Below are 21,862 nucleotides of genomic sequence, written 5' to 3'. Positions count from 1 at the left end.
AACATTAATTCGAAGTTTTCTTATCCTTGTAACTAAGGAGAACAATAAGGTAAGAAGAACTAAGGTAAAAAAGTAGATACCTACTACTTTAGACTTTTTTCTCACTTATCGCAAGACAAGGACTATAACTCTTCTGAAAATATGCTATAAAAAGGAAGCTTTATCTTGACCATAAAATCAATAGAAAAGAAAGACTCTCATGGGCTTTAAATGCGGTATTGTCGGATTACCTAATGTCGGGAAATCAACTCTTTTTAATGCATTAACAAAAACAGCCACTGCACAGGCTGCCAATTATCCTTTTTGTACCATTGAACCCAATACCGGTGAAGTTGCTGTTCCAGATTTACGAATGGAAAAAATTGCATCAATCGCTGGTTCAAAAGAAATGATTCCTACACGCATTAACTTCGTCGATATTGCGGGGCTTGTGCGAGGAGCTTCAAAAGGTGAAGGTTTAGGAAACAAGTTTTTAGCCAATATTCGCGAAGTCGATGCCATTGTCCACGTTTTACGCTGTTTTCAAAATGAAGATATTACCCATGTAGAGGGACGTATTGATCCTGTTTGTGATGCGACAACGGTTGAAACCGAACTCATGCTTGCGGATCTTGAAAGTCTTGAGAGACGAATCATACAAATCCGTAAACGAGCAACCGGAAAAGACAAAGAAGCTCTCACAATTTTACCTATTATGGAAAAAGCATTAAACATACTGCAACAGGGAAACCCTGTCCGGTTATTACTCAAAGATATTTCTTCCGATGAACACCACATTCTTAAGAGTTTGAATCTTTTAACCTCCAAGCCTGTACTTTATGTTTGTAATGTAAGCGAAAATGACGCCGCTCATGGAAATAGCTTTACCCAAACAGTTGAAAAAATGGCAACAGAGCAAAATGCGCAAAGCATTATCATTTCTGCTTCTATCGAAGCGGAAATTACACAACTGAGTGATGCTGAAGCATCAGAATATCTCAATGCTCTAGGACTCTTTGAACCGAGTCTCAATCGCCTCATTCGCGCTGGTTACCATTTACTTGATCTCATTACTTACTTCACCTGTGGGCCTAAGGAAACACGAGCATGGACAATTACGCGTGGTACAAAAGCTCCCCAAGCAGCTGGTGTTATTCATTCAGATTTTGAGCGCGGTTTCATTCGTGCCCAAACCATCAGCTATAATGACTATATTGCTCTGGGTGGAGAAAGCGGTGCAAAGGAAGCAGGAAAAGCCCGCGATGAAGGAAAGGAATACATTGTGCAAGATGGCGATATCATGTTATTTAAACATAATACTTAAATCTTCACTCTGTCTTAATAGTTTATCTTGAAAACTTTGGTAATAGCTCCTTGGAATCTTGTCGCAAAAATTCTCAAGAGTTTTTAGAACAAAAAAACTGTTGCTAGCATATGATTGTGATAGCAACAGCTTGATCCATTAAAGAATAGAAATATAAAATTAGCGTGTCCAACGCCCTTCGTATTTAAATGTTGGAGCGTTCTTTAAAGAATCTTTTGTCGCATTTGTAATGAGTTTCCATTTACCATAATCATTTGTCATCTGGATTGTTTCTGGAGAAACGACCACATAACTCTCGCCTATGCCAAGAAAACCACCAACAGCAATAACAAATCCTGCAATATTATTTTCACGTAAAATAATATCTTTTACTTCACCAATATTTTCATCTTCTATATTATATACATTGGCGCCTATAAGACTGGAAGCAACAAAATCCGTTGCTAAAGGTGTCACATAACGCACAGACTTATCTATCCCCACCTGTACAATACCCGTCGAAGAGATCATTTCAGGTTTTGAAGGCACTTCAAAAGACTGAGCATAAGTACTAGAAACCATCAAAATTGATATAAGAGTAGTACATGCAATTTTTTTCATTTTAACATCTCCATTTTTACTTTGCTTTTACTTTATAAAACCTCAATGCATCATAAAAAGATTTGTTCCTTATGCTCTTTATACTCTATACTCTTTTGAGCCTTATCGCTTTACCCTTTTCTCTTTATTTCGTCTTTTATTTCTTTCTCTAATTCTTCTTCTAAACCACACCAAATACGATTTTTTAAAATATAAACAAACCCTGCAAAAATGATTAAAAATAAAATAACACGAAAACCGGTTTTTTTACGAATTTCCATATGAGGATCGGCAGCCCACATCAAAAAAGCAGAAACATCGCGCGCATAATGTTCAATAATTTCTGGGGTTCCATCTTCATAAGCAACCATACCATCACTCAAAGGAGGAGCCATAGTTAAAGAATTACCGGCAATAAAATAAGGATTATACCAATAACCATTCGCAATTTTTATCTCCTTCGGTGCCTTCTGATATCCTGTTAAAAGAGCTGTAATATAATCTGGACCAGCTGTATCATAATGAGTCAACGCATCAGTAATTAAAGCAGGAAAAGGCAAAGATACACTACGTGCACGTACCATCAATGACAAATCTGGAGGATAAGCACTATTCAAAACAAATCTTGCTTCTTCTTCATGTGCAAAGGGAGAAGGAAAATAATCCGTTGCAACCCCAGCACGTTTAAAAAATTTTCCTTCTCGATTAGGACCATCGCGCACTTCATATTGCCCCGCCAAAGCTTTGATCTGTTCTTGATCATACCCAAGATCTTTTAAATTGCGAAAAGCCACATATTTTAGCCCATGGCAGCTGGAACAAACTTGTTTATAAACCTTTAATCCACGCCTCAATTGCGCCTTATCATAAAGCCCAAATGGACCTGAAAAACTCCATTCTTGTTTTTTAGGAACCTGTAAAGGAAAAGAAATAAATCCCTCTTCCTGATCAGAGGCATCACTCGCTAAACTCTGAGCAGAAAAACTCATAGCAACAATAACAACCAGCCCGACAAAAACATTTACCATAGTCTCTTTTTTTTCTGTTTTAAATCTTGCATAATTGAAGAAGGAAGAGAACAATTTTTTTCAAACGCTGGCAAAATCGGCAAAATAACCAAAAAAAATATAAAATAATAAACCGTAGCCAATTGTGTCCATAAAAGAATTTTGTCACTTATTTCTCTTGACCCCAACCAACCAAGAAAAACGACATCAATAACCAACGCCCAAAAGAAAATTTTATAAACAGGTCGATATCTTGCTGAACATATTTTAGAGCGGTCTAACCATGGCACAAAAATTAAAATGCAAATCGAACTGACGAATAAAACAAAGCCAACAAAGTTTGAAGAGAAAATACCGATATCAAAAGTTATAGCACGAAGCATCGCATAAAAAGGCAAAAAATACCATTCTGGAACCACACGAAGAGGTGCCTTTAAAGGATCTGCCACACTATAATTTTCAGCCTGCCCCATATAATCGGGCATATAAAACAAAAACCAGGCAAAGAAGATGAGAAAAACAGTAATAGCAAAAATATCTTTGATAAGCGCATAAGGCGAAAATGGAACTGTTTCCTTATCTGATTGTATAGCAAGACCCGTTGGATTGCCTTGCCCAACACAATGAATTGCCCAAATATGCAGCCCCACAAAAAGAAGCAAAACAAATGATAAAACATAATGGAAAACATAAAAACGATTCAACGTTGGTTGTCCTACGACATAACCACCCAGAAGTGTCTCATGCAACCATGTCCCCACCAAAGGTATCGTTTTTAAAAGCCCTGCAATCACTGAAGCCGCTGAAATAGACATCATCCCCCAAACAAGCACATAACCAAAAAATGCTATTGCCATCATGATGATATAAATAAAAATACCTGTAACCCATACCATTTCTCGCATATTTTTATAAGAACCATAATAAAGTCCACGTGCCAAATGGATATAAACAGCAATAAAAAAAAACGAAGAGCCTACACAATGCCATGGACGAAAAAGCCAACCAAACTGCCCTTCACGCCGAAATCGTTCACTGGTTTCAAAAGCCAAATGAATATCCGGAACATAATGCATAGCCAAGACAATACCAGTCAAGAGCTGTGATAAAAGCATAATGGTTAAAATACCGCCAAATGTGTAAAAGTAATTAAGATTACGTGGAACAGGAAAAATCACAAATGCATTATAAAAAAAACGAGGAAGAGGAAAACGCTTATCAAACCAACGGACAAGAGCACTTTTAGGACAATAAGGAGGAAACCTTATCATGACTTTATCCTATTTTGAGCAAAGTATCAGAAAGAAATTGGTAAGGTGGAATAGTCAAATTATAGTTAGCTGGACCTGACCGCACTCTTCCAGCAGTATCATAAACAGACCCATGACAGGGGCACAACCATCCTCCAAATTTACCCGATTGCCCAAGTGTTACACAGCCTAGATGCGTACAAAGATTAATAACAATAAGCCAATTTTCACGTCCTTTACCTGCTGAACGCGCAAAATCTGTTGCTTCCTTTTCACCTTCAAGATTAGGATTGCGCGCTTGACGATCTTTTAGAAGTCTCAATTCAGTAGCGCGCGCATCAGCAATTTCTTTTGCCGTACGATTTCGAATAACAACAGGCTGTCCTCGCCACTTTACCGTTACCGACATCCCCTCTTCAATACCAGACAGATCAACCTCAACAGAGGAAGATGCCAAAACAGCTTCATCTGGACGCAACTGACGGATAAAAGGCCACACAACCGCTCCCATTCCAACTGCTCCTGCAACAGCTGTTACCAAAAACAGAAAATCCCGCCTCGTTTGCTCACCCATGGACTTAACTTAAAGAGACACTTTGCTAAAACATTCTTTTACCATACCCTCTCCCATTGTACAATGCTTGATCACTCCGTTACCTCAACCATAAAAACATCCCCGTAAAAAACTCCTGCCATTTGTATGGTTTATACAAAAAACTGTTTTATAATGATAATTCATCGTTTTACAGAGTGAATGAAATCCCTAAACACCGTAAGGTTTTTTCATTTCAAACCTATTCATATTAATCAATCAAAATTACTCCCCCGCCCGTGAAAATCAGAGATAGCATGTAAATAAACACTTCTAAAGAAAGAAACATAGTCTTGTTATGACCATATCTCAGTAAACAAGTTGAGCTTATCGGTTATTTCTTTAACACATTTACAGCATCTCTCCCTCCCTCAATTCCAACTGGTTGCATGAGTATTTTTTTCGCTTCTGTTTTTGCATAAAAAGCATATTTTGTTGATTTTAATTAAAATTGATGATCTAACCTCATTAAATATCCCACTTTTCAACATAATGAGCCAATTCATTTCATGGATTGCTCAATAAAATGAAGCCCCTAATAGGGAGCTTCTCTCTGATCCCAAACAGACCTGTATACATAACTTTTTCCCTGAAATTTAAAGGGAATAAAAATGAACCGTAAAAAACATGTATTTCTCAAAGCATATTTTTCGAATAAATTGTGGTGCTTCTTTACAAAGTCGAAAGAAAAATCATATTACAGAGAACATGACACTTCATATAGCTCTTTTCCAACCTGATATTGCTGGTAATACTGGAACGATTTTACGTCTTAGCGCTTGCTTTGGTTTACATGTGCACATTATTGAACCTGCAGGCTTTAATCTGTCGGATCGTAATCTCAAACGCGCAGGATTGGATTATCTCGAATATGCTTCCTTAGAACGACACATTGATTGGCAACATTTTATAAGCTCCATGAAACACCTTAAACGCCGCCTGTTGCTTTTAAGTACAAAAGCAAAAACATGCTATACGCAGATATGCTATCAAAGAAATGATGTTTTACTTTTTGGTCGTGAAACAGCTGGCGTTCCCGATTATGTTCATGAAGCGGCCGATTACACATTGAAAATTCCCATGCAACCACAGGCACGCTCTCTAAATCTCGCCATGAGCGTAGCCATAACAACAGGAGAAGCATTACGCCAAATTGGTTATCATGAAAGAAACTGTAACCTATAAAAACATAAATTATCACGAAAAACAATAATACAACATATAAAGAACAGTTAGAGCGTATAATGCCTATCATTTTCCAACAATTAAGTGCTGGTAAAATAAACATTTCTTAGTGCCCATCACATCCATTTCATATCACCTCATATCACCACCTATGAATGATTAAATACTCCTCATAGTAAAAATCCAGTGAACATCCCCCTCTTTATGGTCATACAAGGTGCAAACCGCTATCATTATTCTCTTTATTCGTTCTCATTTTCGAGAATCCTTATCTTTGAGATGATTCATAAGAGACATTTTTCCTCTCTGTAATCATTTTTCCTCACTTGTGGCGTGTAAGGCAATAACTTTGATTGATGTAATATGAACAGGTTTGAAATAACCTTACAATATTGTGAACTCTTATTTCACATGAATAATGATTATTATAAATTAATATGTTGACTTAAAAAATATAAACAACAGTGAGTTTATAAACAGAAATATTATAAATCAATTTTTTCTAATAGTGCATGACGATCCATTAAAAATCCGCTTTCAATCCATATCATTTCTAGCTCTTTAAGCTTTTTTCCTAAAAGTACACCTTTCGTAAAACCTTTCTTTATTAAATCGTTACCATTAATAGGAAAAGTTGGAATTTGCCATTTTTTGGCAAATTGATAAAGCTTGACATAACCCTCTGCTTTTTGCAAAGCATCACTTTTTTCCAGATGATCAAGATGTGATGCAGCGACAGACAACGATAATTGATCTAAAACTGGCTGTCGTCCATGAAAATAAATCAGTTTTTGCACAAAATGATCAGAACAGTTTTGGTTTATTATTTCTAACTCTGCCCATTCTTTTAATCGCGTTGTTTCCTTAAGAGAAAAACGCAAGCGCTGTGCCATTTCATGAAGACGCATGGGATCAGGAGGAAGAAGGCTTTCTAGCCGTAACAATGGATCAACTTTCCAACCAAGAGCCTGTTCTGTCTTCACCAATGCGTGAATTGCATCAATACCCCATCGTTCTGTTTCAGGAAAAATGAGTGGCAAAATTCTGCTTTGTCGCATCCATAAAAGAGCACGCGTTGGATCAAACGCCGCAAGAAGCTTTTTCATTTCTGCCCAAATACGTTCAGAAGAAAGTTTTTTTAAACCGTGTTTTAAACGAACACATGCCTTCAATCCTTGCACATCAGGTCGCCCTGCTCCATACCACGCAAAAAAGCGAAAAAACCGTAAAATACGCAAATAATCTTCGCCAATACGATCTTCTGCAACCCCAATAAAACGAACTGTTCGGCTAGCAATATCACTCAAACCTCCCACATCATCATAAAGGTTGCCAGCAGCATCACAATAAAGCGCATTTATCGTAAAATCTCGCCGTTCAGCATCTTTTTTCCAATCACGACCAAATGCCACTTTTGCATGACGACCATCTGTTTCAATATCGCAGCGAAGCGTTGTAACCTCATAAGAACATGAATGAGCAACTACTGTTATTGTACCAAAAGCAATCCCTGTAGGAATAGCTTTAAATCCTGCTTCTTCTACACGTGCAATAACCTGTTGCGGCAAACAGGTTGTTGCAATATCAATATCACTAATAGGCTGCCCTAGCAGTTGATTGCGCACTGCTCCCCCTACAATACGCGCCTCTTCCCCCTCCACAGACAAAACACGAAGAAGTGTTTGGATATCACTTTGTTGTAACCACGCAACCTGTTTGAAGTTCTGTCTTATACTCACCCTTTAACCTTTCAAAAATTGTCTTCATTGCTTTAAAAAACTCTCTTCATAAAACAAATTTTTTAAGACATCCCTTATAAAGCACGTCTATTTCTTCCAAAGAAACTTTTCTCTTCTTATATACGAATATAAAAAAACGGCATATGATACTTCATTTCTTCTCATTTTCTGTTACAAACAATAAGATATCCATTATCATGCAGAGAAAATTACCATTTTTGCGACAAACGCCTTAAGGAAGAAATATGAGTCAACATGATCCATCATCCAATTCTATAAAAAAGGTCAATATCAATCATGAAGCTCAAGTCATTATTGATGATATTGATACGGCACACAAAGAATTGGATATTTTACAAAAAGAAATTGACAAAGTTATTTTTGGGCAAAATCAGGTAATCGAATATGCTTTAATCGCTATTTTCGCTGGTGGTCACGCCCTTCTTGTCGGTGCTCCAGGACTTGCAAAAACACGTCTTGTTGAAACATTGGGAACAGTCTTAGGGCTTGATGAAAAACGCATCCAATTCACTCCTGACTTAATGCCATCGGATATTATTGGTTCTGAAATTATGGATTCCGATAAAGACGGTAAACGTTCTTTTCGATACATTCAAGGTCCTATTTTCACGCAACTTCTCATGGCCGATGAAATCAATCGTGCTTCCCCACGGACACAGTCAGCCCTTTTACAAGCTATGCAAGAATATCATGTTACTGTTGCAGGTAACCGTTATGATTTGCCACAACCTTTTCATGTTCTTGCAACGCAAAATCCTCTCGAACAAGAAGGGACATATCCACTTCCTGAAGCACAACTGGATCGCTTTTTGATGCAAATCGATATTGACTATCCTGACCTCACAACAGAACGACGGATTATTTTAGAAACAACAAAAGAAAAAAAATCAAATGCAAAACCAATTTTATCCGGCAAAAAATTGCAAAAAATTCAAAATATCGTTCGCAAAATGCCTCTTTCAGAAAATGTGATTGAAGCTATTTTAAAAATTGTCCGCTCATCTCGCCCTCATAAAGACAATAGCCTTGCTAATACTTATGTTTCTTGGGGACCTGGTCCACGGGCATCACAAGCCCTTTCACTTTGTGTTCGCGCCCGTGCTCTTTATTATGGACGCTTAGCTCCTTCACTTGATGATGTTGAAGCATTGGCCTATCCCGTATTACAACACCGCATGGCTCTTAATTTTTCTGCCCGTGCTGAAGATATAACCGTAAAAGATATTATCAATAACCTTGTGAAAGATGCTCTTTGAATGGCACTTGGCAAAAAAGTTTTACAAAAGCCTCCATTGTCGCTGGCAAATGAACTGCATAAGGATACTGGCAAAATGCCATATTTCCTTTTACAAGCGCGTCATATCGCTAATACATTGATAACCGGGTGGCATAGACAACGTAAAAGCGGTAATGGGGAAAACTTTTGGCAATTTCGTCCCTATATGGAAGGAGAATCCATTACCCGCATTGATTGGCGTCGCTCAGCGCGTGATGAAAATACGTATCTCCGTGAACACGAATGGCAAACGACACAAACCGTTTGGCTTTGTCCTGATCAGAGCGCATCAATGCATTACTGTTCGCGCTTTTCTAAAATCTCTAAAGGTAATCATGCCACTATTCTTACCCTTACCTTGGCATCCCTTCTTGCACGCAGTGGCGAACATATTGCTATTCCCAACTTAATGTCCCCCACAATGACATCTAATGTCGTAGAACGAATAGCCTTTGCTTTAGAAAATCATTCAGATGAAAATTTATTTCCGGATTTTTCAATGATTACACGCTTTTCACATGTCATTATAATGAGTGATTTTCTCGACTATCCTGAAAAAATCATCCAACATTTAACCGTTTTAACTACAAAACAGGTGACAGCTCATTTAATTGAAATTTCTGATCCCGCAGAAGAAAGCTTTCCCTACACAGGTCACACAGAATTTTTGGATCCTGAAACGAAAGAGAAACATGTTTCCACTAAAGCAGAAGATCTTCGTAAGAACTATTGTAAACTATATCACGCAAGGCGACAAGAATTGGTAAATTTTTGCGCACGCCAAGGATGGTCTTATCACGTTAGTACAACAGATCAACCTTTAACAGAGACCATTTTTCATCTTGCAAATACAATGAGCGACTCTCCATTGCAAAAAAGGAGGGCACTTTGAGTTTTGCTGCTCCCTTTCTGTTACTAGGGCTTTTGTTCCTACCGGTCATTTGGTGGCTGTTGCGGATAACTCCTCCATCTCCGCGTAAAGAGCTTTTTCCCCCTTTTCGCTTCTTACCCAAACCAACTCATCAACAAGAAACAGCAAAACATACACCTTGGTGGTTGCTCTTGTTGCGTTTAACCATAGCGGCACTTGTTATCATAGCTCTAGCACGCCCCACTTGGAATCAAAAACCAATAAGCTTTTCTGGGGCTCAACCCCTTGCACTCATTATTGATAATGGTTGGGTTTCTGTAAAAGAATGGAAACAGCGCATCTCTATCGCTGAAATGCTCCTTGCACAGGCAGAAAAACAGCAAAAAAATATTTATCTTGTTGCAACGGCTGAAAATAATATCTACAATATAGAGCCCCAACCAGCCAAGATTATAAAACAGCATTTAATGCATTTGCAACCGCGTCCTTGGTCTGTCAACCGCGTGCATGCCTTCAAAAAACTCAGCAAAATAACCAAAGGAAAACCTCTTGATATTGCTTATTTAAGTGATGGATTACAAACAAATGAAGATGAGCAAGCTTTTGCTCTTCTTGAAGAATTAAAACCTAGAAACTTCTTGTGGTATTTGACTGATATTTCCGATTTAACCGGCATAACATCCATAGAAAATAACAATGGAAACATGGGCGCGCGTATTATCCGCTCAACAACACACAGTAACACTCCCGCTATACTCAGCCTCTACGATTCAAATAATCAACTTCTCGGACAATTTACGAACAATTTCTCTGAAGGAGAAACAACAGCACTTGTTCCTTTTAATGTACCACTTGAACTACGCAATGATATCGCTTGGATAAAAATAAACAATCAAAACCATGCTGCTGCAACCTTCTTGGTAGACAGCCATAACAGGATAAGCCGTGTTGCTCTTCTCTCACCCGATACCAATGAAATGGCACAGCCTTTACTTGCTCCATTTTATTACATTATCAAAGCCTTACAAGGTCATACACAGCTTATAACAGCCGGTGGAAGAGAACTTTCAACGGATATTGATCATTTGCTTAAACAAAATCCATCTGTTTTGATTATGGGTGACATTGTTAACATACCCCCAAAAGCAGAAAAAAAACTTTCTGATTTTGTGAATAAAGGGGGAACACTCATCCGCTTTGCAGGAGAAAAACTCAGTAGCGCAGAACATTACGATAACCTTCTTCCGATACCACTACGCCCAGGTCAACGTTCCCTTGGAAGTATTATGTCTTGGACAAAACCACAAAAGCTTGCCCCTTTTGCAAAAAATAGCTTTTTCTTTGGTCTTCCCTTTCCAGGAGATGTTACTGTCTCGCGCCAAATCCTCGCAGAACCAACCCCAGATCTTTTTGAAAAAACGTGGCTTAGCCTTTCGGATGGAACTCCTCTTATTACCGCAGCAAAACATGGTAAAGGAACCCTCATTCTCATTCATGTTGCTCCTGACCCAACATGGTCTAACCTTCCTCTTTCTGGCTTTTTTGCACAAATGCTGCAAAAATTAATCACATTAGGTTCTAACGAAAACACAAACCTAACACACAGAGAAAAAAGAACAGTGGTACAAAACCCTTGGCGAACTATAGCCGTTGACGGACAATTACAAGTACCACCCTCTGATGTTGTTCCTTTGATCTTTGACTCTCAAAATCCACCCCATCCTTCCTACCATACTCCCCCAGGACTTTATGGTGTCAAAAACGATTTTTATGCACTCAATCTCTTAACTCATTCGTCGCACTTGATGAAACAATCATCATTGCCAACATCTCTTAATAAAAGCCCTTTATCTTACGATACAAAAGAAAAAAATCTTATCGGCCCACTTTTAGGATTAGCCATCTTATTATTCGCCTTTGACAATTTTCTCATTTTATGGATAGGAGATATTTTTTCTTTCATGAAACGGCGTAATATGTTTCTCCTCCCCTTTATAAGTCTTATTGCCTTGTTTTCATATGATCCAACTCTTCATGCACAAACGAAAGAAAATCAATATGATAGTGTACAAGCTGCTGGTGCAACACATCTTGCCTATGTTATAACCAATAATCATGAAATTGATACAACGAGTAAAAGTGGTCTAGAAGCATTAAGTCAATTTATCGCAGAGCGCACAATGCTTACCCTCGGCTCTGTTACAGCACTTGATCTCGATAAAGATGAACTCTCTTTTTATCCTCTTATTTACTGGCCAATTGATGTTAAGAGTCCTATACCACCCCCCAAAAGCCTTGAAAAAATAAATAACTTTATGAAACATGGGGGAACAATTTTATTTGACACGCGCGATCAGATAAAGAGCAATCTTAATCTTGAAGGAGATGCTACTCCAGAAACGCAAAGATTACGAGATATCTTAAAAGAGTTAAATATTCCATCCCTTGAGCCAGCATCAACGGATCATGTTGTTGCACGTTCTTTTTATATTATGCCAGATTTTCCTGGTCTCTACCGTGGTTCACCTTTATGGATTGAATCCTCATCAACAAACAAAAAAAATAAAAATTCCCTTGCCAGCGGCGATAATGTAAGTTCTCTTCTCATTACTGCCAATAACTTTGCTGGTGCTTGGGCACTCGATAAAAAAGGGTCATGGAAATATCCCCTTGTTCCCAATGATCCAATGCAACGTCTATGGGCATTTCGTGCAGGTTTAAATATTGTCCTTTATGTTCTTACAGGAAACTATAAAGCGGATCAAGTTCATGTTCCAGCACTCTTGGAACGCTTTAAAAGAGAAAGAAGGCAATGATATCATTTTTCACTTTTCAGCCTTTTTTACCACTCATTTGGATTCTGTTCTTAAGTGGAATATCGATTCTTTTTGTCGTTGTTGGTCTTGTTACGCAACGGCAAGGTTCTTTATTTCGTCTGATGGCATTAAGCGCCCTCATCCTTGCTTTACTCAATCCAATGATCATAAAGGAACAGCGTGAACCACTGAAAAGCACAGTAGGAATTGTTATTGACCGCAGCAAAAGCCAAACATTTGGAACACGTACAAACGACAGTGATGAAGCGCGCGCGCAATTAACTCAAGCATTGGCGCATTATCCACAATTTGAACCACGCTTTATTGAAGCTGGAAAACTTGCTGATAATCAGTATGCGCCCTCAACGAATTTGTTTGAGGCTTTAACACAAGCAGTATCTGATGTACCGCTCTCTCGTTATGCAGGAACCATTTTTATCACCGATGGACAAGTGCATGACATTCCTGACCTATCAGACCTTCATCATGAAACACCTCTCAATGCCCTGATTACAGGGCACTCAGATGAATTTGATCGCCAAATCAAGTTTATTTCTCCTCCACGCTTTGCCCTTGTCAACAAACCACAAACGCTCTCCATTTTGGTAGAAGATAAAGGCCCCGCCAAAAAAACAATACCACAGAAAGCAAATATTACACTAAGCGTCAATGGACAAGACATTGGCCATTATTCTGTGACTCCTGGCGTGATTTTTCAAACTGAAATTAGCCTTCCTCATGCTGAAAAAAATATTATCCAAGTTATAACTGATCCACACAAAGGTGAACTAAGCTTTAAAAACAACCGCGCCATAACAATTATTGAAGGAATCAGAGAAAATTTACGCGTTCTTCTTATTTCAGGTGCTCCTTATAATGGAGAACGGACATGGCGAGACCTTTTGAAAGGTGACTCTAATATTGATCTTGTTCACTTTACTATTTTGCGTCCCCCCACCAAAGCAGATAATACGCCCTCAAGCCAATTATCCTTAGTGGTCTTTCCCACAAGAAAACTCTTTGTTGAAGAAATTAATAACTTTGATCTCATCATCCTTGATGGCTACCAGCACTCTACTGTTCTCCCCTTAATCTATTATGATTATATCGCCCAATATGTACAAAAGGGGGGTGCATTGCTGATGGTAACAGGACCTGAATTTACCCAAAAAAACTCACTTGCGAAAACACCTTTAATAAGCATTTTACCGGCATTGCCCAATGGAACTATTATTGAAAAACCTTTTCGCCCCACATTAACCAAAGAAGGTGAGCGCCATCCTGTCACAAGGGGTCTTGCAACACTTAACCTTCCCGCTTCTCAATGGGGGCAGTGGTTGCGACAAATTGCTATTCAAAACATAAATAACGGAATCGCCCTCATGAAAGGAGCCGATGAACAACCACTTTTACTTCTCTCGCATGTTGATAAAGGACGTGTAGGCATGTTGCTCTCTGATGAAAGTTGGCTTTGGGCACGAGGTTTCGAAGGCGGTGGTCCTTATGCTGCTCTTTATCGTCGTATTGCCCATTGGCTCATGAAAGAACCAGAACTTGAGGAAGAAAAATTAAGTGCGACCAGCAGCCATCATCATTTAACAATTCGCCGCCAAACTCTAAAAGACCATCCAGAACCCGCTGAAATAATCTTTCCCTCTGGAAAAAAAGAAAATATTACTCTGACCAAAGAGCAAGAAGGCCTTTTTACTGCAACTGTGACCACTGATGAGACAGGAATTTTTACCATTAAAAATGGCGGTTTAACAATACTTTCTTCTGTAGGGATGCTCGATAATCTTGAGTTGTTTGACTTGATTTCAACACAAGAAAAACTAGCCCCCATTATTAAGCACACTGGTGGCTACATCGGACGTTTACACCCTGAAGGAAAAGAAAACATTCATCTTCCTCCATTTAAGCTGATTCAATCAAAAACAAGTCCGTCCTCTTCCCCAGCACATTCAATTGTTCTGAAAGAAGCAACAGAAACCCGTTTAATCAATACCTTTTATTTTTCGATATTTTCTGGTTTTTTTGCACTGCTTGCTTACCTTTTACTGTTGAGCAGCATGTGGTATTATGAAGGCCGTTAAAAAGTCTGAGATTTCGTATAATAGTTTTAAAATTCAGCTTATCTTTTTACGTATCTACTTGTCTTTTGTAATTAGATAACGTATTGATTTATAACTCAAAATACAGTAGAATTCTCCTTATTTCTAATATCCTCATATTAAAACAATAAAAAACATTCTCTTGCATATTATTAGAAGAGATGCTGTATGGATAGAAACCATTGAAGAAAAGAGTGAAATACCTCTTAATGAATCCTCTTAAAGCAAAGCAAGGATTTTCATAAAATTGGGGGAAAATAGTATGATGTTTTTTATTTGCACCTTGTATAAGTGTAGAGATGGTAGTGTACAGTAAGCCCTATATAGTTCACAGAAGCTTTCCATTATAATATCGAGTACCGTCGTGAAGTTAGCTCAAACGCATTGAGAAATGTTTTTTTACAAATATGTGAATCTACAACACAATGATATTTTATTAGGGATATTCTATTTGGAACATTCCGCTTGAGACGTTCTTTTTTGCAAGCTAATTTTCATTTTACAATCTTTCTTGCCTTTAAGCACTAACTTATCTTATGTTTATTCTTTAAATCGTTTTTAATCCTCTACGAGCTTTTATGTTTTATCTTGCCCATATATCGGATGTACATCTTTCCCCTCTCCCGCAACCTTCCCTTTTTGAACTTTCTGGGAAGCGTCTTACCGGTTATCTGAACTGGCAAAAAAAACGTAAGAGTCAGATGGCAACAGATGTCCTAGAAACTGTAATAGATGCCTTGAACAAAAAAAAACCTGATCACCTTGTGATCTCTGGTGATCTTGTAAATCTTGCTCTCGATAAAGAATTTGTACAAGCTCATCGTTGGCTACTTAACCTAGGAAAACCTCAAGATATTTCTTTAACATTTGGAAATCACGATGCCTATGTCCGCGGCGCTTTACAAAAAGCATGCACTCTTTTTAAACCTTGGATTACAGGTGACATCCCTCAAAAAAGCGTCTTTCCTTATATGCGCATTCGCAAAGATGTTGCCATCATAGCAGCTTCTTCAGCCATTGCGACATTGCCTTTTCAAGCTTCTGGCTATTTTGGTAAAATGCAAGCGCAAACTTTACCGCTCTTTTTAAAGGAAGCAGCACAGCGCAACCTTTTTCGTGTCGTCATGATTCACCACCCCCCCTTTCCAAAGGCAACGTCTTGGCATAAAAAACTACGGGATATAAAACGTTTTCTAGACGTTATCAAATATCACGGTTGTGAGCTTATTCTTCACGGACATACTCATTTACCCACATTGAATTACATTGAAGGACCAATTAAAAAAATTCCTATTGTTGGTGTTCCTTCCGCATCACAAGCTTTTGGTGATAAAAAACCACCCGCAGGCTTTAATTTATTTTTCATTGAACGCTTACAAAATCAATGGCATTGCCAATTACAACGTCATAGCATTATCAATCCTCAAAACGAGATTGCATGTACTGAAACAATTAATCTTTAAACACCTTCATAGTTGCCAAAACAACAAAAAACGAAAATATTTTTATTTCATATTCCTTTGAAAATCATAATTCTTATTTCCCTTTTTCTCCTTAAAAGACAAAGTTTCACCTTCTCTGTCAATAGATCAATTTTTCTCAGACAGTTCCATCTGCTGCCCCACTTATGTGACTAGCTTTTTACAAACTTATCGGTTTTCTTCCTTCCCGCCCTAAAGAACGAAAATTCTACCACATCTGATTTATAAATAATCCGGATTCTTGTCTCACGGGTTCCAGCTGCTAATTGCGCATGTGATTTACTTCACAAAGCTCTACACATAAACCCTGCTTTGAATTTCATCATACACTCCTCCAAAAGCATCTAATGCGTAAAATCCTTATATTATTACAATGATGATATTTTATAGAATAATAGAGAAGCTCATTCAGCGTCTATACCTGAAAATCAATGCCTAAAAAAGCCAAATAATAACTAAAGTATATAATTTCAATAACCCAACCTACTTGTGATTCATAAACAAATGATGTTGATTGATTTATCGTAAATAGATTTGAAATGATCCATTACTATTTCACTCGATATTTATTATCGTACATTAAAAAAGTTATAAAAAATAGTAGATTATATTTCGATACCAGATATAGGTAATAATGTTTTTTATGTCTCAATAAATTCCTAATTTTCTCTCTATTTTTTCCTATAAATCACTTTATAATACTCTTTATAATTATTTTATTATTGAGTTACATTGCGGATGTAATTTTACGTGCTTTAGAATTTTTTTGCGATCTTTTTGTTATTAAATCAAATATTTTACGATACCGCAAAACAGAAAAGTTGATTGTATGAGAGATCTTTCAAATAAAATAAAATGCCATTAGCTTGTCAATTCACATGTTGGTTTTAAAAAGCATCTTTTAAAGCACCAAAACCCATTTCCCGACGGCACCTATGAATGATGTAATGATAAGTCTATTTAGCAACACCATCTTCACGTTTATGGAAAAGCAAGCTAGTATCAAATCTCATACTTTTCCACCCCCTAATGTAGCAACAGCCTTTAGCACTTAAGATAGTTCATAAGAAGCATTTTTATTCTTTCTTTAATGTTTTTATCTCACGACTCCCCCTCTTTTTGACGTGCAAAAGACATGGCTTTGATTGGTTCAATATAATATAGGTTTAAAATGAGAAAATCTTATGACACTCGGGTCTCTCACTTAACATGACAAAAAGTAATTTATATTTATAAATCAAAGTATTGTTCGAATAAAATAGTAGCTCTTTTGAGTAAAGGATATTTACTAGAACATACCTGAAAAATAAAAGCCTCATTCGAAAATGAGACTTTTGAAGTGTTTAATTCTGCAAAAAATTAAAATTTATAAGCTACACCCACGCGGAAATCATTTGTTTTGTAGCCCATTTCAAATTTATCCTGTATGAACTTCTTTTTGCCAAAATCTGAATAACGATATTCTGCACGCACAATAACATTATCAGTCATTGCAAAATCAATACCACCTCCAAGGGTATAACCAATCATGGTCTTTTTTTCATCATGCAACCAATCAGAAAAATCAACTTCTCCATTTTTGCTATCAGCTACTGCCGCAAAAATATTCTGAAGCTGCGTATAAGCAATCCCTCCGGAAATATAAGGCATCATACGCTCAATCGCAAAACCAACTCTCACCCGTGTAGCACCAGCCCATTTTTGTTTTAAAGTATGACGTACAGCTTTAATACGCCTTGTTGAATCATTCTCCTGCAAATCTCTTGTTAGACTTGTTTCTTCTATAGGTTTTGGTATTTCTTCAGTTGGACTTTTTTTCGGTAGATTGACATCTTTAGAATCCTTTTTACCAGACCACATAATATCTGTATCAATACCTATAATAAAACTATTATCGATATCAATATTGGAACCCGCATAAACTCCCCCGATAAAACCAGAAAGTTTAGGTAAATTCTCCTTTCCAATTGGATTCCATATCCCTGTCTCATGTTTTAAATAACTTGCAGTTGTTTTACCTGAAAAGTTACCAATCTGTCCTCCAAGATAAAATCCTGTCCAAGACAAAGCAGGCGCTGGAATAACAGGAACAGGTTGTTCAGGAATAACGATATCCGACGCCTGTACTACAGAAATTGAAATTAAAGAAAATAGAGATGTTGAGGCTAAATACTTTGTAATCATAATTGCTCCCCTAAAAGCTAATGTGATACATAAATAATGGTAAATCGTTTCACAATTTTTTGAAAAAATCTATAGCAAAAATGACACAGTTAAAAAATTAAAATTAGTTTTAAATAAAGCTTAAATATTATTTATAATTTCCAGAAACTATTAATCTATAGCAGCTTTTATAGCTTCATATTGATCATTATTATCTTGAATTATATAAATGATTATAATGTCAATTTTTTGAAAAAATGAGATAACGCTCATAAAAAATATGATTCACTAAATTAATCACTCATCGCTTTTTGTATAAAGAATGATACCTAGAATGGAGAATTTTTTCATCACACTTGAAAAACCAGTAGAGAACTTCACTCTAACCATCTCAAGCGTCTATGAAATGAAAGACAAAAAATTAATATATAAAAATGGAATTAATAATTTTTATTTATTCTTATAGAATTATTTTAATGTTTCATGATTTTTGTAAAAACTGAACAGACCAATTGCCCAGTTTCTGCAATTAATTTTTCAACACGAAGCAAATCAGGTTCCCCAACACTATTCAACAAAAGGTCGCTTAATCCAGGTGGCATATCATTGGGATCAAGAGAATCATTTAAGCAAAGCCGTATAATTTGACTCAAATTTGTATAAAGACGATAGGCATAATGTAAATCAGCAATACATGACTGATTAAGAAAACTGTTTGGTAAGTGATCTAAAATATCCGCTGTCGTCGCTCCAATTTGAAACTCAATGACATGCGTAATAAGAGAAAATTGAGCAATAAACTCCAAATCCATAATGCCACCAGACATCGTTTTTAAATCCCATTGATTTTTTGGCGGCTTTTCTTTTGCAATCAAGGCACGCATTTCACATACTTCTTTTGCAACTTCCTTCTTATCACGAGAAATAGCAATAATTGCACACACTTCATTTTCTAGCTTTTGTAAAAAATCAGGGTCTCCTGCAATGCCTCGAGCCCTTGTTAAAGCAAGATATTCCCATATCCATGCTTCTTGGCGATAATACTTTTTAAAAAATGGAAAAGAAACAGCAATAGGTCCTTTATTGCCTAATGGCCGTAACCTTAAATCAACGACATAAAGAATACCTTGGCTTGTAAGAGTGGATAAAGCAGAAACGAGGCGCTGTGCTAAACGCGTATAATATTGAGAGATATAAAGAGGCTTTTCTCCATCAGATATTTCTGCATCATTATCGTGTTCATAAAGCAAAACGAGGTCAACATCGGAATCTGCTGTTAATTCGCGACTTCCAAGCTTCCCCATACCCAATATGCCAACACGCCCCCCTTTAATACGACCATGAAGACGAGAAAATTCCTCTTGAACGGTAGCAAATGTTTTTGTAATCATAAGATCAGCAAGCGCAGTAAAAGCAAAACCCGCTCTTTCTCCTGTAATTGTACCGTTTAAAATTCGAATACCAATCAAAAAACGTTGTTCATCTGCAAAAATCCTTAAATGGTCAAGAATTTTCTCATAAGAAAGAACATTTTCAAGAAAATATTCAAGCCGTTTTTCTAAGTACGTTTTGGTCGGTAATTCTGAAAGAATATTCGGATCTAACATTCCATCAAAAACATGGGACCTGCGTGCAATAATTTCTGCAAGACGTGGAGCAGCCCCCATAATAAGGACAAGCATATCCAAAAGAGAAGGATTAGACTGCAAAAGACTAAAAAGCTGAATTCCTGAAGGTAAGCCCTGTAAAAAACCATCAAAACGCAACATCGCCTCATCAGCTCGTTTTGTCCCACCAAAAGCTTTCAAAAGAGCTGGTGTTAATTCCGTTAATCTCTCGCGTGCTTCGGCTGATTGCGTTGCTTTATAACGACCAAAATGGAGCGTGCGCATAATACGACAAATATCACTTGCTCTTTCGAAACCTAAACGGCTTAACGTTATTAATGTCTCTGGATCATCTTCTTCACCTGTAAAAACTAAATTACCAATTTCTAAACCAAGTTCTTGCTCATTCTCAAAAAGTGCAGCATAATGTTTTTCAACAACCTGAAGTGTTTTTAATAAATCACGGATAAAACTGTTACTGTCTTGATAACCCATTAAATAGGCAACACTCGTGAATTGAGCAGTATCATTTGGAAGAAGATGTGTTTGTTCATCGAAAAGCATTTGAATACGATGTTCTACATTTCGAAGAATAGCATAACTTTTTATAAGGCTATTTCTCGTTTTCTCACTGATCCAACCAAGCGTGTGAAGTTCTGCTAACATTGCAACTGTCTGACGTCCACGTAATTGAGGAAAACGTCCACCAGCAATGAGCTGCTGTGTCTGAACAAAAAACTCAATCTCACGAATACCACCACGACCTAACTTTATATTATGCCCATAAGCTGCAATTTGACCATAATTTTTATGCGCATGAATTTGACGTTTGATCGAATGAATATCAGCAATAGCAGCGTAATCTAAATATTTCCGCCACACATAGGGAAAAAGCTCTTTGAGAAAGTTAAAACCTGCCCTCTTATCACCAGCAACTGGACGTGCTTTAATCATGGCTGCTCGTTCCCAATTTTGCCCACGCCCTTCGTAATAACGCAATGCAGTCCTTACTGGTAAGGCCAAAGGGGTTGATCCTGGATCTGGACGAAGACGAAAATCAAGACGAAAAACATATCCTTCCGCAGTGCGTTCTTGAATGATACGGATTAATCGGCGTACCATTTTAGAAAATATGTCAACACTTTCAGAAAGATTACCAATATGAGGTGATGTTTCATCAATGAAAACAATAAGATCAATATCAGAAGAATAATTAAGTTCCCCTGCTCCTAACTTTCCCATCCCTAAAATAATTAAACCACAGTCTTTTTCTGGATTCTCACGGCTTAATAAATTGATCTTACCATGATCATGCGCTTCTCTTAATAGAAAACGTAGTGCTACACTTAATGCTGCTTCGCCCAAACGTGTCAACCAAGCACATGAAACTTCGTAAGTAAAAACACCACCCAAATCAGCTAAAGCAATAAGAACATGCGCTTCTCGTTTTTTGCGCCTTAAAGCAGCCATCAATGAAGTTTCATTTATAGTTTCATCCTTATCAATAGCTGTAATATCATCTATAATTTCGCTCAGCCTTGTTTCTATATCAACATTTAATAAAGCACTAAGATATGATGGGTTGGCAATTAAAACCTCACGCAAAAAAGGAGATAAGGTCATAACCGAACTGATAAAATCAATCTGCGTTCCACTCTCTGAAATGATGGAAACAAGCGATTCTAAACCTTCTTTCCTTGCTTGTTCTTCCATGTCTTTTAACCATTGGGAACCACTTTTATCGAGAGGACATAAAGGGAGAAGCTGTGTTTTAAAAAAAGCTTGTTTCGTCTGCGCTCCCTTGAAAAGCATTTTTCTTTCCTTTCTATTGCTTTATACTTTTAAAATAGTTGTTACGTAT

Annotated in this window: 14 protein-coding genes; 7 read left to right on the top strand and 7 right to left on the bottom strand. The window is 37.2% G+C overall.

The genetic code is table 11. The features are described 5' to 3' along the window. The first annotated feature begins 199 nt into the window (after window positions 1-199). Window positions 200-1,303, top strand: a complete 1,104-nt coding sequence (gene ychF / locus ACFIK1_RS00200) for a redox-regulated ATPase YchF (RefSeq protein WP_375661796.1) — start codon at window positions 200-202, stop codon at window positions 1,301-1,303. 159 nt (window positions 1,304-1,462) lie between these two features. On the opposite strand, the gene ACFIK1_RS00195 is transcribed toward ychF, so the two are convergent. The 4 genes from ACFIK1_RS00195 to petA all read right to left on the bottom strand — a co-directional run bounded on the left by ACFIK1_RS00195 (window position 1,463) and on the right by petA (window position 4,713). Next, window positions 1,463-1,903: a PRC-barrel domain-containing protein gene (locus ACFIK1_RS00195; RefSeq protein ID WP_375661795.1), complete on the bottom strand. Its 441-nt coding sequence runs from the start codon at window positions 1,901-1,903 to the stop codon at window positions 1,463-1,465. 110 nt (window positions 1,904-2,013) lie between these two features. Then, window positions 2,014-2,910: a cytochrome c1 gene (locus ACFIK1_RS00190; protein WP_375661794.1), complete on the bottom strand. Its 897-nt coding sequence runs from the start codon at window positions 2,908-2,910 to the stop codon at window positions 2,014-2,016. Next, window positions 2,904-4,160, bottom strand: coding sequence for a cytochrome bc complex cytochrome b subunit (locus ACFIK1_RS00185; RefSeq protein WP_375661793.1), 1,257 nt, complete (start codon window positions 4,158-4,160; stop codon window positions 2,904-2,906). Before ACFIK1_RS00185 ends, ACFIK1_RS00190 begins: the two co-directional genes overlap by 7 nt. A gap of 4 nt (window positions 4,161-4,164) precedes the next feature. After that, complete coding sequence (petA, locus tag ACFIK1_RS00180; RefSeq protein ID WP_375620691.1) at window positions 4,165-4,713, bottom strand: ubiquinol-cytochrome c reductase iron-sulfur subunit; 549 nt, start codon at window positions 4,711-4,713, stop codon at window positions 4,165-4,167. Between the two features lie 726 nt (window positions 4,714-5,439). Between petA and ACFIK1_RS00175 the strand changes: the two genes are divergently transcribed. Further along, entirely contained in the window at window positions 5,440-5,916 is a 477-nt protein-coding gene (locus tag ACFIK1_RS00175) for a tRNA (cytidine(34)-2'-O)-methyltransferase (protein ID WP_375661792.1), read from the top strand. Between the two features lie 485 nt (window positions 5,917-6,401). On the opposite strand, the gene ACFIK1_RS00170 is transcribed toward ACFIK1_RS00175, so the two are convergent. Next, window positions 6,402-7,655 carry a CCA tRNA nucleotidyltransferase gene (locus ACFIK1_RS00170; RefSeq protein WP_375634230.1) on the bottom strand — a complete coding sequence of 418 codons (1,254 nt, stop codon included), beginning with the start codon at window positions 7,653-7,655 and terminating at the stop codon, window positions 6,402-6,404. 245 nt (window positions 7,656-7,900) lie between these two features. On the opposite strand from ACFIK1_RS00170, the gene ACFIK1_RS00165 reads away from it, so the two are divergent. The 5 genes from ACFIK1_RS00165 (at window position 7,901) to ACFIK1_RS00145 (ending at window position 16,213) form a co-directional block, all read left to right on the top strand. Beyond that, on the top strand, window positions 7,901-8,932 hold the full coding sequence (locus ACFIK1_RS00165) for an AAA family ATPase (RefSeq protein WP_375634232.1): 1,032 nt from the start codon (window positions 7,901-7,903) through the stop codon (window positions 8,930-8,932). Further along, window positions 8,933-9,844, top strand: a complete 912-nt coding sequence (locus ACFIK1_RS00160) for a DUF58 domain-containing protein (RefSeq protein ID WP_375661791.1) — start codon at window positions 8,933-8,935, stop codon at window positions 9,842-9,844. Then, complete coding sequence (locus tag ACFIK1_RS00155) at window positions 9,841-12,639, top strand: DUF4159 domain-containing protein (RefSeq protein ID WP_375661790.1); 2,799 nt, start codon at window positions 9,841-9,843, stop codon at window positions 12,637-12,639. Before ACFIK1_RS00160 ends, ACFIK1_RS00155 begins: the two co-directional genes overlap by 4 nt. After that, entirely contained in the window at window positions 12,636-14,732 is a 2,097-nt protein-coding gene (locus ACFIK1_RS00150) for a glutamine amidotransferase (RefSeq protein ID WP_375661789.1), read from the top strand. The genes ACFIK1_RS00155 and ACFIK1_RS00150 overlap by 4 nt, the downstream gene beginning before the upstream one ends. 596 nt (window positions 14,733-15,328) lie before the next feature. Next, on the top strand, window positions 15,329-16,213 hold the full coding sequence (locus ACFIK1_RS00145; protein WP_375661788.1) for a metallophosphoesterase family protein: 885 nt from the start codon (window positions 15,329-15,331) through the stop codon (window positions 16,211-16,213). Between the two features lie 1,377 nt (window positions 16,214-17,590). Here ACFIK1_RS00145 and ACFIK1_RS00140 read toward each other — a convergent pair. Together ACFIK1_RS00140 and ACFIK1_RS00135 are read right to left on the bottom strand one after the other, a co-directional pair. Next, a complete protein-coding gene (locus tag ACFIK1_RS00140; RefSeq protein WP_375661787.1) occupies window positions 17,591-18,415 on the bottom strand; it encodes an outer membrane protein in 825 nt (274 codons plus the stop codon). 452 nt (window positions 18,416-18,867) lie between these two features. After that, complete coding sequence (locus ACFIK1_RS00135) at window positions 18,868-21,813, bottom strand: bifunctional [glutamine synthetase] adenylyltransferase/[glutamine synthetase]-adenylyl-L-tyrosine phosphorylase (RefSeq protein ID WP_375661786.1); 2,946 nt, start codon at window positions 21,811-21,813, stop codon at window positions 18,868-18,870. Window positions 21,814-21,862 lie beyond the last annotated feature (49 nt).

This window comes from Bartonella sp. OC16QHHD (genome assembly GCF_042194035.1).
Taxonomy (GTDB): Bacteria; Pseudomonadota; Alphaproteobacteria; order Rhizobiales; family Rhizobiaceae; genus Bartonella.
Note: the sequence above shows the minus strand (reverse complement) of the source record. Positions and strands in the feature narration are given on the sequence as shown.